Raw genomic sequence first — 14,307 nt, forward strand, 5'->3', positions numbered from 1 at the left:
TGATGGTCACTATGGATAACCCTGAGTGGTTATCGCCGCTTTTTTGATCGATTCTGTGGGCATCAAAACATGCCTGCGGAGAACATCATGGCCAGCTCAATCATCACTTCTGCCAAATACGGCGCCTACCTGGCTATCGCTCTTTACGTAGCCATGGTGCTGGTTTTCAGCCTCTCGCCTCAATCGCAACAGACCCTCGATGCGCCGATTCAAGTCGCTCATCCCGGCATCCAGTTTGAACACCGTTCGCAAAACGCGATGGTCGATCAGACTGAACTCTCAGGAGTCGCCGGAGCATGAAAGGGCACAGACTTTGGGTCATCGCCTTCCTGGCGTTCATGACCAATGGATCTTCCTTGCTGGGGATCGGACAGGGCTCGGCGGGGTCGGTGGCACGGACTATCGAAGCCAATCACAACCTTGCTCGCAACATTGAAACCGCGAAGGCCCTGGGGCTGCTGGCCGGCAATCCGCCAATCGAACGCCAGGACGATTTCTTCGGGCCGTTTCAGGTGGATTGCTCGGCGTTGGAGATGTGTGCAGTGTTCGCCTGAGTCGCCTAGACGACTCACTTGTAGCAGCTGGCGAAGCCTGCGTTCGGCTGCGCAGCAGTCGTGAAACCAGAGCACGCGGTCTTCCAAGTAGATCTGACATACAGGATTTACGACTGCTTCGCAGCCGAACGCAGGCTTCGCCAGCTGCTACAGGGATCGGCGCGGCTACTTGCCCATCACGCCAATAAATAGCTCCGACTCCAGAAACCGCTGCAACCAGGCCTGCAAACGGTGATAGGGCGTCTGCCCGAACCACTCGCGATCGACATGGGCGAACTGCCGCACGAACGGCATCAGTGCCACATCCGCCAGACTCGGATGCTCGGCCAGCAAGTAGTCGCGTCCCTCCAGCAACTCATCGAGCCTGCGCAAAAACACCTCGCCCTCGGCGCGATAAAACGCCATTGGCTGCTCAGGGTATCGCTCGGCGTACTTGTAGCGATTCAGGTGCACCTTGAACACCTGATCGTTTTCCTCGATCAGCTCGGCGATGAGTTGCTGCCCGACAGGGTCATCCTTGAGCAACCAATCCTGCGGATCGCTCTGCGCCAGGGCCCAGTGCATGATCGCCAGGCTTTCATCGATCACCTGACCGTCGACGCTCAGCACCGGCACCGTGCCTTTGCTCGACAGCGCCAGCATCTCCGCAGGTTTGGCCTTCAGGCTGACCTCGACAATGTTCACTGCCACGCCGGAGTAGCGCAGGGCCATGCGTGCCCGCATCGCGTAGGGGCAGCGGCGGAAGGAATACAGCGTATTCATTTCACCTCCAGAGTACTCAGGCCGTTGCCCTGACGGCGGACCTGAATCTGCACCGGAATCCGTTCATGCATTTCCTGCACGTGTGAAATCACCGCGACTTTTCGTCCCTGCGCTTGCAAGCCGTCGAGAGCATCCATGGCCAGTTGCAGGGATTCCGGATCAAGGCTGCCGAAGCCTTCATCGATGAACAGCGATTCGATTTTCAGCGTGCTCGATGCCATCGATGCCAGGCCCAAGGCCAGGGCCAGCGACACCAGGAACGTCTCGCCGCCGGACAACGAATGCACCGAACGCAGTTCATCACCCATCTCAGTGTCCATCACCAACAAACCGAGCATGCTGCCGCCACGTTTGAGGCGATAGCGCCGCACCAGTTGCCGTAACTGAACGTTGGCGTGATGCACCAGCAGGTCGAGGTTGTAGGCCTGGGCGATCTTGCGGAAGGTGTCGCCCGTGGCCGAACCGATCAGCGCATTCAAACGTGCCCAGCGCTGGTACTCGGTGTAGGCATCGGCAATCTGCTGCGCGAGGGCCTGATTGGCGTTTTGCCGGCGCTGATCCTCAGCCTGTTCGGCGCGCAGTTCGGCGCAACGGTGTTCGCTGGCGGTGAACAGGTTTTGCAGCTCGGCAAGCGCTGTCGCCAGTTGTTCGGCGTCGAGATTGCCGTTGTGCTGTGCCTGGTGATTGAGCAGACGCTGATCGCGTTCCTGCAACAGAACCTTGGTCTGTTCGATGGCTTTTTCGCTTTGCTGCAATTGCCGGCGCAGTTCGCTGACCTGCTGGTCGTTGACACTCAGCAGATCTTCCAGACCACCGTCATCCAGTTCCGGATGCAATGCGCGCCAGTCGGCAATCTTGCCGCTCAGCTCGCGATCTTCGGTTTCCAGTGCCTGCGAGCGTTCCTGCTGGGCCTTGAGTTCGGCGCCCAGCTGCACCAGCCGCGTACGCACGGTTTGCAGTTCCTGATTGGCCGTCGTTTCAGCATTGCGCGCCTGTTCGACGGCTTGATCCAGTTGCTGCTGCCACTGCTCGGCGCTGCTGTGTTCGCCGAGCAATTGCGTGAGTTTTTGCTGGCAGGCCTGTTGCTGGTCGGCGAGGGCGGTGAACTGCTGGCGGGCCGTTTCCAACTGCTGGAGGCGAGTGAGTTGGCGGTCCTGTTCTTTCTCCAGCGTTTGCTGCCGTTGTTGCTGTTCGCCGAGTTCATCGCGTTGCTGATCGAGTTGTTCCAGGCGCTGGGTGATCTGCCGGTCCAGTTGCATGAAGGTCGCAGCCGGTTCGTTGCGCAACGCTTGCAGCGTATCGGCCGGGAGCAGGGTGCTGAACGCCGTCAACTCCTCGTCCAGACGCTGGCGATCACTGCTCAACTCACGTTGCTGGTTGGCCAGGTGCTGGGCTGCTTGCTGGCTCGCCGCTTCAGCACTACGCAGTTGCTGTTGAAGGCGCGCGGCGTCCTGTTGCAGGGTGAGCAGGGCGGTTTGCCGTTGTTCGTCCTGAGTGATGCTTTGGTTCAACTGGTTGTTTTGCTGCACCAGCCAGGCATCGCGTTTAGCCGCATCCTGCGTCAACAGCTGTGCAGACAACGGATGTGCTTCAAGGCTCGGTGCCAGGCTCTGCTGCTGGGTCGCGAGGTGTTCTTGCTGTTGCAGCAACTCCTTTTGCTGGGCAATCACGCCGCCCACTTCAGCGCGCAGTTCAGTGAGTTTTTCTTTCAACAGGTCGACGGCTTTCTGGGCGTTGGCCTGTTCGCTTTCATCATGCCGGCCAAGGCTCTGCAGCAGGGCTTCGGGCTGATGATAGGGATGGTCGGGGCTGCCACAGACCGGGCACGGCTGATCGTCCTGCAACTGCTCGCGCAGCTCTTCGACGCTGGCGCTGCGGGCCAGGCGCTGGCGTTCCAGCAGCTCGCGGGTGACGCTCAGGGTCTGTTCGGCAACGACCAGCTCGCTCTTGGCTTTCACGCCGTCCTGGGTCAGACGTTCTCGTTCTTGCTGAGCGCTCAGCTGGCGCTGCTGGAGTTCGGACGCGCGCTTGTCCAGTTCCTGCTGACTGGCCCACAGTCGCGTCAGCTCTTCAAAGGCTCGCTGTTGCTTGCGGTTATCCTGCAACAGACTCCCGAGAATCCGGATCTGCTCGGCCACTGCCTCCGGTTCGGCACCGGCTTCCTTGTACAGCACTTCAAGGCTCTGGCGCTGGGTGGACAGGTCCTCGGCAGCGCGAGCGGCGCTCTGTTCCAGGGCGGCCAGTTCGGCCTGACCCTTGTTCAGGCGATTGCCGATCAGCATCAGCTGTTGCAGGCGATCACGGTAGGCGTTCCAGGCATCGCTCAACGGCGCCAGAGGGGTGCTTTGCTCAAGCCCCCCGGCAATCCGCTGCAAACGTTCGGCGACCTGTTTCTGTTGGTCGAGCAAACCTTGGATCGTGTTTTGGCCCTGAGTGCAGGCCAGTTCCGCCTGCTGCTTGAGGTCGGCACTGAGGCTTGCATCCTTGACCAGACGGGCGAGGGTGCTTTGCGCTTCGAAGGCCTGACGCAGCAGTGGAGCGCTTGAGGTGTGTTGGCTTTGGGCCTCGACCAGCGCGGTCTGCGCGGCGCTCAGGCTGTGTTCGAGTTGCGCCTGACGCTCATTCAGTTCGGTTTGCTGTCGGGTGTGCTGCTGAATCTGCGCGGCCAGCGGTGTGAGTTGGGCAGTGAGTTCTGTCTTGCGGGCGAACTGGTGCCGTTGCGGGGCCAGTTGCTCCAGGCGAGTCAGCTTCAAACGTTCGCCGGCCAGAACTTCCCAACGCTGCTGGGCCGATTGCAACTGCTCGGTGGCGCTCTGCTGCTCGTCCTGCAACTGGCGCAATTCCTTGAGCCAGGTGTGTTGCAGTTCTAGTTGCTTGAGTTGCGCTTGCTGGGTCTTGAGTTGCTGCTGAGCCTCGCTGAAGCGTTCATCGAGTTCTGCCCGGGCTTCTGGCGACAGCGGCGTCACGCCGGTGGCCTGGTCCTGCAACAGCTTGTGGGTTTCGCGAGCCTCTTTGGTTTTGTCGAACGCCCGGCGACCGAGGCGCGTATAGAGCGCGGTGTCGGTGAGTTTTTCCAGCAGTTCGCTACGTTCGTTGTCGTTAGCCTTGAGGAACGCACTGAATTCGCTCTGGGCCAGCAGCACCGCGCGGGTGAATTGCTCGAAGTTCAGGCCCAGTACGGATTCGAGCTGAGTTTTGAATTCAACTTTCTGACTGGCCAGCAGTTGATCCAGATCGATGTCGCGCAAACTCTGACGGCTGGCTTGCAGCTTGCCGCCGGCCTTCTCCCGGGCTCGATTAGCCTCCCAGCGAGCGCGGTAACGACGGCCATCGATGCCAACGAAATCGACTTCGGCATAACCTTCACCGGTGCCGCGACGCAGCAGCGTGCGAGGGTCGCCAGTGCTGATCTCGCCGTCGGCGTCTGGCGCTTTGGCAGACACCTGAGCATTGCTCAGCCGAGGCACAGCACCGAACAGCGCCAGGCACAAGGCGTCGAGCAACGTGCTTTTACCGGCACCGGTCGGCCCGGTGATCGCGAACAGACCGGCGCTGGCCAACGGCTCAGCGGTAAAGTCGATTTCAAAAGGCCCGGCCAGTGAGGCGAGGTTTTTCAGGCGGATCGCGAGGATCTTCATGCTGGTTCGCTCTCCATCTGCACGTCTTGCAACAGCTCGGCGAAGTCCTTGAGGGTTTGCTCGTCGACCTCGCTGCCGTAGTTGTCCTGCCAGGCGCGGCTGAACAATTCCTGAGGCGTGAGCTGGTCGAGTTCAATCAAGGTCGTGCCATCATCGACGCCATCGCGGCTGCCATTGCCAGCGTATTCAGCGGCGATCCGCACCAGGCGAACGGCTTTGCCTTGCAGTGCGGTTTCCACTTGATAACGCAAGTCGGGTTGCGGCTCATCGAGGCGCACCCGAACTTCCAGCCACGGCTGGCGCTGGATATCGGCCAGCAGGTCAATGTTCGGCAAGTCGGCCAGTTGCAGCAGGATTTCCGCCAATGGCGCGGGACCGATGCGTTGCAGATTCACCGCCCGGGGGATCAGTTTGGGTTCGACGCTGACCAGGGTTTCGCCTTTCAGTTGGATGTCGAGAATTTGGTGCTGATAGCCAATCTCGGAGAACGACAGCGGAATCGGCGAGCCGCTGTAGCGGATACGCTCTTCACCATTGACCTTCTGCGGCTTGTGCAAGTGGCCGAGGGCGACGTAACTGATGCTCGGCCCGAACAGGCTGGCGGGCAGCGCTTCGGCGTTGCCGATGATCAGGCTGCGCTCGGAGTCTTCCGAGACCGAACCACCGGCCATGTGCGCGTGGCTGATAGCGATCAGCGCCTGACCTGGTTTGCGCTTGGCGTTGGCGGCTTCGATCAGCCATTCGTGAACCTGACCGATACCGCGCAGGTAGTTGTCGCCCAAGTGCGCGCCGGTCACTTCTGCCGGTCGCAGGAACGGCAGCGCCAGGCACCAGGCAACGGTTTTGCCCTTGGCATCCGGTAATGGCAGCAACAAGCGCTCGGCGTCGAGTTGACCGTCATCCAGCCACAGCACACGACCCAGCGCATGCGTGCGCAAACGCCGCATCAGCGGCGCGGGCAGTTCAATGCGCGAGCCGGAATCGTGGTTGCCGGCGATCATCACGATGGTCAGCTTCGGCTGCTGTTCATGGGCGCTGACGATGAAATCGTAGAGACGTTCCTGGGCTTTGACCGGCGGATTGACCGTGTCGAAGATATCGCCGGCGATCAGCAGCACATCTGGCTGGTCCAGCTTCAGCTGGCGCAGCAGCCATTCGAGAAAGCAGGCGTGTTCGAAATCGCGTTCCTGGCCGTGCAGGTTCTGCCCGAGGTGCCAGTCGGAGGTGTGAAACAGACGCAAGGTGAACTCCGTAGGAAATAAGGTGATGGCCGCGAGGGAAATGATGGCGGCTAAAGGGGAGGGAGTTTACTGGCAAACACGGTAGATGTGGCCACGGACTCCTTGTAGCAGCTGGCGAAGCCTGCGTCCGGCTGCGCAGCAGTCGCAAAATCAGCACATGCGGTGTATCAGACAAGCCATGCAAGCAGGATTTACGACTGCTGCGCAGCCGGACGCAGGCTTCGCCAGCTGCTACAGGGACGGCGGTGGGTGGTTATTTGGGGTAGAGCGGCGGCAGGCCACTGTCGCCGACCGGGTCTTGAACCCGCTCGGCAATCGGAATCGCCTTGATCGCCCGCCACAAGTCTTCACCTTGCCAATGCTGGCCGGTTTCGCTGTAGAGCGCGCCGTTCAAGCCGTCGAGGGCGTCGGACAGCGGCACAAAACGCGCCGCCATATCGGCCAGGGTTTCCGGTTGTTGTCGGGCCCAGGCGTCGAGGGCCTGGCGAGTGGCGTGGGAGTCGTTGGCCTGACAGGCGCGCTTGAGATCGTCGAGCACGGTGCGCGGGCTCGGGCCGGTCTGCGCCGCTCGCAGGATCGCCGGTTGCCAGCGGGCGCGCCACCAGAGACCGAAGCCCAGCAGGGTGGTGCAGGCCAGGATCAAGGTGCTGAGTTTCCACCACCAGAGGGCTTCGTTGTCAGCCGCGGAAAAGACTTGAGGCAAGCCGGCCGGGGTGTCGACCATCAGGCTCGGATTATTCGCCACTGGCAGGGTTCGGGCCGGCAGGCTGCTGTGATCCAGGTGGTCCTCGAAGGTGTTCCACCAGATCACTTCAACCGCTGGCAACTCGATTGCGCCGCTGCGCGTCGGCACCAGGGCTTCACGGTCTTCGCGACTGCCGATCAGCCCGCGTTCGCTGTTCTGGTTGCCCAGCACCGGTTGATCCGGGTAGCGCCGCAAACCGTTGACATCGGTGGCGGGCAGCGGTGGCAATTGCGAACTGTCCAGCCCCTCAGCCTTTACCGTCAGGCTGCGGGTCAACGAATCACCCACCTGTGCATGATCCGGTTCCGGGTTCCAGCTTTCACTCAGGCTGAGGCTACGGGCAGGCAGCCATGGCACGTCGGCCGGGTAGGTGATGGGTTTGGCTTTGACCGTCAGCAGAATCTCGGCCGAGCTGACCCGCATCAATTTGCCGGATTTCGGTGCCTGGGCGGCGGCGTCCTTGGCGGGCTGTGCGTCCACGAGTGCGGCATTGAATATCTGCGGCGCAATGACCAACTCACCGCTGTGTTGCGGGTAGATCGCGTAGCGCATCTCGATCACGCCGTGGCGCAGGCCATTGATGTCTTTCTCGTAGGTGCGCGCCTCGCCCAGTTGCTCGATGCGCACATCGGGGATTTGCAAAGGAGGCAGGCTGCTGTCGTCGTACAGCGACACCGAATGGTAGATGCGCAAGGTCAGGATCGCCTGGGCTTGTACGTACACGCTGTTTTGATCGAGGCTGGCGTCGATGAATACCGGGGCCCGTTGGTTCGGGCTGTCCTGGGTTTCGGTCTCGACCACTTGCACGGTAATCGGCTGGCTCTGCACGTCACCCAGTTGCAGTGACGGAATCACCACGCTGCCGTTCTGCCGAGGCAGCAGGGTGATGATCCAGCGGGTGGTCGCACGGTTGTCACCGTTCAGGGTGGTCAGCTGGTTGACCTGACGGGTGCCGCGCACTTCGAACAGCGGCTCCAGCGGTGTCAGATCAGGCTTGCCGAACTGCGTCACGTCGCTGGATTCCAGGGTCAGCTCAATCGTTTCGCCGCTGTTCAGGCGACTGCGATCGACACTGGCGACCAGCCCGGCAGCCTGGGCCTGAGCAGTCCAGAGCAGCAGTGCGAGCAAGAAAGTGGTGAAGCGGGTCATCGAGTTTTTCCCTGATCCTGATGTTGTTGCTGTTCGTACCAGAATTTGCGTCTGAGCAATTCACCCGGGTCATCCGGGATTTTACGCAGCCATTGCTCCAGCGCCTGGCGCTGTTCACCGTCGATGCTGTCGCTGGCCGGACGCATCGGTGGTCGGGTGCTGTCTTCATTCCCCAGCTCGCTGCCAGGGACTTCATTGGTGCCGGGTTTCGACGGCGTTTTGCTCTGTGGGTCGGAGTCCGTCGTGGTTTGTTGGCCGTCGGTTTTCGGTTCGCCATTATCCGACGGTTGCGTGGCCGCGCCCGGCGGCGGTTCTTGTGTGTGGGGCTCGGTCTGGTTTTCGGCGTTTTTGTCTGGAGCAACGGGTGGCGGAGTGTTTTTCTGCTTGAGCAGACTTTCCACCAGCGCCTTGTTGGTCAGGGCCGGGCGCAAATCCGGTTGACGCTCCAGCGCCTGTTCGTAGGCATCCAGCGCGGCTTCCAGCTCACCGCTCTTGGCCAGGGCGTTGCCACGATTGTAGTGGGCGTGGGCGTCGCTGCCTTCGGCGAACCGCTGGGCGGCACCGCTGTAGTCGCCTGCCTCGTAGAGCGCTACACCTTGCCATTGTCGATCTTCGAAATGTTGCGCAGCCTCGGCCGCGCGCTTCTGCTTCAGCAAGATCAGACCTTGTTGGTCAGGTCGCAGCCACAAATCGTTGAAGTCGAAGGCATAACTCGGTTGTGGCAGCAAAAACAGCAGTGGCAAGCAGAACAGCCAGCCGCGACGACCGGCGCACGCCGCCAGCAGCAACAACGGCAACAACAGCCAGTAACCCTGATCGGCCCACGTATCGAGGCGCAGGGTATGGCCGTCGTTGCGCAGCGCGCGTGGTCCCTCGAGCAAGCCGAGTGCGCGCAAGTCGGCATCGTCCAGGCGAGCGTGGCGATAGCTTCCGTTCAGGTCGTTGGCAAAGGCTTTCAGGCTTGGCTCGTCCAGATGTGGCACCAGAATCGCGCCTTGGTCGTCCTTCAGAAAACTGCCGTCCTCCTGGGTGATCGGCGCGCCTTCGGCAGTGCCGATACCGAGCATCAGAAATTGTGTCGACGTGCCGTCCAGCGCCTGTTGAATCCCCTGGCGTTCCAGTTCGGTCAGGGTCGAACCGATCAGCAGGATCCGCCCGTCACCGAGGGCGCCCTGATGCAGCAGGGCAAGGGCCTTGGTCACCGCCAGATCGGCGCGATGTCCTGCCTGGGGCATCAGCGAAGGCTTGAGGGCATCCAATAGATTGCGGCTGGTTGACAGGTCATCCGACAGCGGCACCAGCGTGTGAGCGCTGCCGGCGTAGACGACGATCGCGGTCTGGGCATCGCTGCGGTTCTCCAGCAGGTCGAACAGCTTGCGCCGGGCCTGTTCCAGCCGGTTGGGGGGTACGTCGGTGGCGAGCATTTCCGGGGTCAGTTCAAGGACCACGACCAGCGGGTCGGCGGGTTTCTGACTGGCTTGCTCGACACGTTCCCAGCTCGGGCCGAGCAGCGCCAGAACGGTCAGCACCCAGGCACATCCCAGGATGACCCACGGCAATTTGCTGTCGCGACCGTTGCCACCACTGAGCAACGCCGCATGGAAGGCCGGTGGCAGAATCATCTGCCAGCGCCCGGCGCGTTTCTGCCGATGCCAGAGTTGCCAGAGCAACCAGCCGAGCAATGGCAACAACAGCAACCACCAAGGGCGGAACACGTACGGCCAGAGTGCACTCATCGGCGCCTCCGCAGGCGTAGGCGTTTAAGCCGCTGGCGCCAGTCGGGCAGTTGATTTTGCAGAAGATCCTTGGTGAACAGTCGCCGCAACGGGTTGTCCGGCCAGCGCTCGCGAACCACCAACAGCATGCTCAACAGCAACGCCAGCGCCAAAGGCCAGTGGTACAACGCCTGAGCCGGGCGGGCCTGAGTCGGTTGCTGGGTCACCGGTTCCAGTTTGTCGAGGGTGTCCTTGATCGCTTGCAGCTCCTTGTCATCATGGGCGCGAAAATACTGGCCGCCGGTGGCTTCGGCGATCGCCATCAAGGAGGGTTCATCGAGGTCGAGGCTCGGGTTGACCCCAAGGAAACCCAAAGTTCCGCTTTGCTCCGGATCGGCGCCGATACCGATCGGGTAGATTTTCACGCCTTCGCTGGCCGCCAGCCGCGCAGCCGTGAGCGGGTCGATTTGGCCACCGTTGTTGGCGCCGTCAGTGACCAGAATCAGTACGCGACTTTGTGCCGGGCGTTGACGCAGGCGTTTGAGGGCCAGGCCGATGGCATCGCCGATGGCGGTGTTCTTGCCGGCGATGCCGATCCGCGCCTCGTCGAGCCACACGCGCACCGTGTGCCGGTCGAACGTCAGCGGTGCTTGCAGGTACGCCTGGCTGCCGAACAGGATCAGGCCGACGCGATCGCCGTCGCGACTTTCAAGGAAGTCACCGAGCAAGTGCTGAACCAGTGTGAGTCGACTGACGTCTTCGTCCTGCCACTGCATGTCGGGGAAATCCATCGAGCCAGACACGTCGACCGCTATCAGCAAATCGCGACCGCTGGCGGCGATGGGCAGCGGTTCGCCAAGCCATTGCGGGCGGGCTGCGGCGATCAGTAACAACAGCCACAGCAGAATGAACGGTGCCTGTTGGCGCCAGGCCGGCAGGTTGGCCCGGGCGCGGCGACGGACCAGACCTTCGAGGTCGCCGAGGAAGCTGACTTTGAGCGCCGGCTCGCCACTGTCGGCGACAGGCAGCACGATGCGCATCAGCCAGGGCAGCGGCAGCAGGGCAAAGATCCACGGCCAGGCGAACTCAAACATGTTTACGAATCCAGGTGTCGACGGCTTGGGTCAGGCCGGCGATGGCCTTGTCGTCGAGTTTGCATTCGGGTTTGTAGGCGCCTTCGACCAGCACCATCCAGCGGGTCAGGCCGGCGGCCGGGCAACGATTGTCGAGGAATGCCAGCCATTTGCGTCCATTGAGGGTATGGCTCTGGCTATAGGGGTAGTGGTTGCGGCACAGGCGTTTGAGCAAACCGTTGAGTTGCTGCAACCAGGCACCGGCCGGCGCGCCGTCGTAGGGTTTGGGCATCCGTGCGAGTTCGGCCAGCGCGGCGAGGCGCACCGGGTCCAGCGGTTGTTCGGCGCGCACGATCGGGCGCTTGTCTGGAAGAAAGCGCCTTGCCTTCCACAGGCCGAAACCGATGAGCGGCAGTAACACCAGCAACAGCCACCAGCCCGGTGCCGGCGGCCAGAATTCAATCGGTGGCGGGGAGATCAGCGGTTGCAGTTGATCGAGGCTGCTCATCGGCCTTTCCCCGGTTTCTGCGGGTTCAGGTACTCGCGCAGTTGCTCGACCATCTCACTCTGGGTGCTCAGGGGCATCAGCAATATCCGCAGCTTCTGCGCCAGCAATTCCCAGCGAGCGATGCGTGCTTCGGCCTGGGCTCGATAGGTCTGGCGCAGCTCGAAATTCAGGGTGTCGAGTTCCAGTTGCGCGCCCCGTTCCGCGAAGCGTAAAAGCCCGGCGGCGGGCAGGGCGTGATCGAGAGGGTCAGATACCGGCAGCAGCAATAGATCGCAATGCCGCGACAACAGGCTCAGCTGTTGTTCGGCGCCCTCGGTCAGGGTGCGTTCGTCGCAGATTATGATCACCAGGCTGCCGGGGCGCAGGACTTCCCGGGCACGGCGCAGGGCAATGTTGAAGGCGTCCCGGTCCGGCTCGTTTTCCGTGTGCAGCGACTGATTGACCCGCACCAGACGGTTGAGCAACTGCAGCAGGCTCTGTTTGCTGCGTCGTGGCTTGATTTCATAGTGCTCGTTGTTGCCGAACACCAGTCCGCCAACCCGATCGTTATGACCCAGTGCGGCCCAGCCGATCAGGCTCGCGGCCTGGGCGGCGAGCACCGACTTGAACATCAGCCCCGAGCCGAAGAACAACCGGCGACTTTGCTCGACCATGATGAAAATCGGCCGCTCGCGCTCTTCATGGAACAGCTTGGTGTGGGGTTCCTGGGTGCGGGCGGTGACACGCCAATCGATGCTTCGCACGTCATCGCCGGCCTGATAGACCCGCACCTGATCGAAGTCCACCCCACGGCCGCGCAGTTTGGAGTGGTGCAGGCCGATCAGCGGGCTGCGCTGGCTCGGTGTGGAAAACAGTTGCACTTCACGCACACGATGACGCATCTCGATCAGCTCGGCGAGGCTGACACGGATGCCCGGCTCGGGCGGCAGGATGACGTTCATCGGGGTCAAGCGACGGCTACGACGTCGAGAATCCGCTGGACCACCCGGTCCTGGTCGATGCCCGCGGCTTCGGCTTCAAAGGAAAGAATGATGCGATGACGCAGCACATCGAACAGCACGGCCTGGATGTCTTCCGGGCTGACGAAGTCACGACCGGCCAGCCAGGCGTGGGCCCGGGCGCAACGGTCGAGGGCGATCGAGCCACGCGGGCTGGCGCCATAGGCGATCCACTCGGCCATCTCCGGGTCGAACTTGGCCGGGGTGCGCGTGGCCATGACCAGTTGCACCAGGTATTCCTCCACGGCGTCGGCCATGTACAAACCGAGGATTTCCTTGCGCGCGGCAAAAATCGCCTGCTGGCTGACCCGGCGCTCGGGCTTGGTTTCGCCATTCAACGCTTCGCCGCGGGCCTGTTGCAGGATCCGACGTTCGACGGCGGCGTCCGGGAAGCCGATTTTCACGTGCATCAGGAAGCGGTCGAGCTGCGCTTCGGGCAGTGGATAGGTGCCTTCCTGCTCGATCGGGTTTTGCGTGGCCATCACCAAAAACAGTGGCGACAGCTCGTATGTGCTGCGCCCGACGCTGACCTGGCGCTCGCCCATGGCTTCGAGCAGGGCGGACTGAACCTTGGCCGGGGCGCGGTTGATTTCGTCCGCCAGCACCAGGTTGTGGAAGATCGGGCCTTGCTGGAACACGAAACTGCCGGTTTCCGGGCGATAGATTTCCGTGCCGGTGATGTCGGCGGGCAACAGGTCGGGGGTGAACTGGATGCGATGGAACTGTGCTTCGATGCCTTCGGCAAGTTCTTTGATGGCCTTGGTCTTGGCCAGGCCCGGAGCGCCCTCGACCAGCATGTGGCCGTCGGCAAGCAAGGCGATGAGCAAGCGCTCGATGAGTTTTTCCTGGCCGAGAATCTGCGTTGAAAGAAAGGTTCGCAGCGCTAGCAGCGCTTCACGATGTTCCATCGATGACTGTTCCTGGAAAGGGTGACCGAAGACGTCCGAATAACGCCAGGGCTGGGGGCGTTACTTTAATCTATCGCGGGGGGCGGCGACTAACGGCATTTTGTGCAAAGTGCGCGAAATGGCTGGGGAAATTGTTGGAGTTTTGTAGGGCTCGTAGGGTGCTGGTGTTCTTTCGGGCCTCTTCGCGAGCAAGCCCGCTCCCACATTCGATCGCATTTCTCCTGGCAGAACGCGATTAAATGTGGGAGCGGGCTTGCTCGCGAAGGCGTCCGCTCAGGCGCTGAGATTCAAAGCTCGCTGATATAAGTGCCAGTACCCTTGAGGATGTTCTGCAACGTTTCTTCCACTTCAGCCAAATCCGCCGCATCAGTGCTGTGAATGATTTCCAGCGAATCATCACCATTCAGCGCATCGGCGTCAGCGGCAGCGATTTCGATCAGCAGGCGGGTAGGGCTTAGGGTGACTTTTACGCCGTCCAGGGTCGAAGGCTCGTCGCCGAGGCTGATATCCAGCGCGTCCTCGTCCGGGTAGCGGGTCATCAGGAACATATCGCCCTGATCGCTGTGGCAGCAGAGCATGGCCATGTTGTCTTCTTCGTCATCGCACGGGTTGACGATCAAGAGGGCGGTGGTCATTTGCATGGGGAATTCCTGGCTCGGCGAGCGTTGTGAAGACGAACAAAGGGCGATTCTGCCAGCAGACGGGAATTTCTGCTCGCTTGGTTGTCAGAGGATGTGTCGTGAGCATCTGGGGTGTTGCTGGTCATTTCTGGTACGGATGTGCCGCAAAACCGGGCTAAACCCCCCGTTTTGCCGTGCGGCTGCTAGTGTTGTTCGATGCACAAGGCGCAAGCTGCGTACCGATGACCGAATATGTCGCAGCGCTGCAAGCACGGGCCTTGCCGCACTGGTTAAGCTGCGCAACGGATGAGCACCTGTAAAGGCATTGCGCTGTACCTTGCCCAGTCGTTTTTGCAGATGCCCATTCATGGAAGGTGAATGTGACCTGAGTGTCTC

General features: G+C 61.6%; 12 protein-coding genes. 2 read left to right on the top strand and 10 right to left on the bottom strand.

Annotation, left to right across the window (positions count from 1 at the left end; genetic code table 11):
* Positions 1 to 87 precede the first annotated feature (87 nt).
* Both ASC74_RS27765 and ASC74_RS27770 read left to right on the top strand, forming a co-directional pair.
* A complete protein-coding gene (locus ASC74_RS27765) occupies positions 88 to 300 on the top strand; it encodes a hypothetical protein (RefSeq protein WP_056745819.1) in 213 nt (70 codons plus the stop codon).
* The gene (locus tag ASC74_RS27770; RefSeq protein WP_056745821.1) at positions 297 to 554 is read left to right on the top strand and encodes a hypothetical protein; all 258 of its coding nucleotides are present in this window, start codon (positions 297 to 299) and stop codon (positions 552 to 554) included. Before ASC74_RS27765 ends, ASC74_RS27770 begins: the two co-directional genes overlap by 4 nt.
* 165 nt (positions 555 to 719) lie before the next feature.
* On the opposite strand, the gene ASC74_RS27775 is transcribed toward ASC74_RS27770, so the two are convergent.
* The 10 genes from ASC74_RS27775 to ASC74_RS27820 all read right to left on the bottom strand — a co-directional run bounded on the left by ASC74_RS27775 (position 720) and on the right by ASC74_RS27820 (position 13,932).
* Positions 720 to 1,316: a glutathione S-transferase gene (locus ASC74_RS27775; RefSeq protein WP_056745823.1), complete on the bottom strand. Its 597-nt coding sequence runs from the start codon at positions 1,314 to 1,316 to the stop codon at positions 720 to 722.
* On the bottom strand, positions 1,313 to 4,954 hold the full coding sequence (locus ASC74_RS27780) for an AAA family ATPase (protein ID WP_056745825.1): 3,642 nt from the start codon (positions 4,952 to 4,954) through the stop codon (positions 1,313 to 1,315). Before ASC74_RS27780 ends, ASC74_RS27775 begins: the two co-directional genes overlap by 4 nt.
* Positions 4,951 to 6,195 carry an exonuclease SbcCD subunit D C-terminal domain-containing protein gene (locus ASC74_RS27785; RefSeq protein ID WP_056745827.1) on the bottom strand — a complete coding sequence of 415 codons (1,245 nt, stop codon included), beginning with the start codon at positions 6,193 to 6,195 and terminating at the stop codon, positions 4,951 to 4,953. Before ASC74_RS27785 ends, ASC74_RS27780 begins: the two co-directional genes overlap by 4 nt.
* A gap of 253 nt (positions 6,196 to 6,448) precedes the next feature.
* Positions 6,449 to 8,089, bottom strand: a complete 1,641-nt coding sequence (locus ASC74_RS27790) for a BatD family protein (RefSeq protein ID WP_056745829.1) — start codon at positions 8,087 to 8,089, stop codon at positions 6,449 to 6,451.
* Positions 8,086 to 9,825, bottom strand: a complete 1,740-nt coding sequence (locus ASC74_RS27795; RefSeq protein WP_056745830.1) for a tetratricopeptide repeat protein — start codon at positions 9,823 to 9,825, stop codon at positions 8,086 to 8,088. The genes ASC74_RS27790 and ASC74_RS27795 overlap by 4 nt, the downstream gene beginning before the upstream one ends.
* Positions 9,822 to 10,898, bottom strand: coding sequence for a vWA domain-containing protein (locus ASC74_RS27800; protein WP_056745832.1), 1,077 nt, complete (start codon positions 10,896 to 10,898; stop codon positions 9,822 to 9,824). Before ASC74_RS27800 ends, ASC74_RS27795 begins: the two co-directional genes overlap by 4 nt.
* Complete coding sequence (locus tag ASC74_RS27805) at positions 10,891 to 11,385, bottom strand: DUF4381 domain-containing protein (protein ID WP_046046922.1); 495 nt, start codon at positions 11,383 to 11,385, stop codon at positions 10,891 to 10,893. Before ASC74_RS27805 ends, ASC74_RS27800 begins: the two co-directional genes overlap by 8 nt.
* Positions 11,382 to 12,326: a DUF58 domain-containing protein gene (locus ASC74_RS27810; RefSeq protein ID WP_046046923.1), complete on the bottom strand. Its 945-nt coding sequence runs from the start codon at positions 12,324 to 12,326 to the stop codon at positions 11,382 to 11,384. The genes ASC74_RS27805 and ASC74_RS27810 overlap by 4 nt, the downstream gene beginning before the upstream one ends.
* A 5-nt stretch (positions 12,327 to 12,331) precedes the next feature.
* Positions 12,332 to 13,291, bottom strand: a complete 960-nt coding sequence (locus ASC74_RS27815; RefSeq protein WP_008150800.1) for an AAA family ATPase — start codon at positions 13,289 to 13,291, stop codon at positions 12,332 to 12,334.
* A 287-nt stretch (positions 13,292 to 13,578) separates the two neighbouring features.
* Positions 13,579 to 13,932 carry a hypothetical protein gene (locus ASC74_RS27820; protein ID WP_033054675.1) on the bottom strand — a complete coding sequence of 118 codons (354 nt, stop codon included), beginning with the start codon at positions 13,930 to 13,932 and terminating at the stop codon, positions 13,579 to 13,581.
* Between the last annotated feature and the right edge of the window lie 375 nt (positions 13,933 to 14,307).

This window comes from Pseudomonas sp. Root329, assembly GCF_001424925.1.
Taxonomy (GTDB): Bacteria; Pseudomonadota; Gammaproteobacteria; order Pseudomonadales; family Pseudomonadaceae; genus Aquipseudomonas; species Aquipseudomonas arabinosi.

What these genes read in the sequence shown, in the direction of transcription:
- ASC74_RS27765 (WP_056745819.1), top strand. Translation starts at nt 88, where the DNA reads ATGGCCAGCTCAATCATCACTTCTGCCAAATACGGCGCCTACCTGGCT.
- ASC74_RS27770 (WP_056745821.1), top strand. Translation starts at nt 297, where the DNA reads ATGAAAGGGCACAGACTTTGGGTCATCGCCTTCCTGGCGTTCATGACC.
- ASC74_RS27775 (WP_056745823.1), bottom strand. Translation starts at nt 1,316, where the DNA reads ATGAATACGCTGTATTCCTTCCGCCGCTGCCCCTACGCGATGCGGGCA.
- ASC74_RS27780 (WP_056745825.1), bottom strand. Translation starts at nt 4,954, where the DNA reads ATGAAGATCCTCGCGATCCGCCTGAAAAACCTCGCCTCACTGGCCGGG.
- ASC74_RS27790 (WP_056745829.1), bottom strand. Translation starts at nt 8,089, where the DNA reads ATGACCCGCTTCACCACTTTCTTGCTCGCACTGCTGCTCTGGACTGCT.
- ASC74_RS27795 (WP_056745830.1), bottom strand. Translation starts at nt 9,825, where the DNA reads ATGAGTGCACTCTGGCCGTACGTGTTCCGCCCTTGGTGGTTGCTGTTG.
- ASC74_RS27800 (WP_056745832.1), bottom strand. Translation starts at nt 10,898, where the DNA reads ATGTTTGAGTTCGCCTGGCCGTGGATCTTTGCCCTGCTGCCGCTGCCC.
- ASC74_RS27805 (WP_046046922.1), bottom strand. Translation starts at nt 11,385, where the DNA reads ATGAGCAGCCTCGATCAACTGCAACCGCTGATCTCCCCGCCACCGATT.
- ASC74_RS27810 (WP_046046923.1), bottom strand. Translation starts at nt 12,326, where the DNA reads ATGAACGTCATCCTGCCGCCCGAGCCGGGCATCCGTGTCAGCCTCGCC.
- ASC74_RS27815 (WP_008150800.1), bottom strand. Translation starts at nt 13,291, where the DNA reads ATGGAACATCGTGAAGCGCTGCTAGCGCTGCGAACCTTTCTTTCAACG.
- ASC74_RS27820 (WP_033054675.1), bottom strand. Translation starts at nt 13,932, where the DNA reads ATGCAAATGACCACCGCCCTCTTGATCGTCAACCCGTGCGATGACGAA.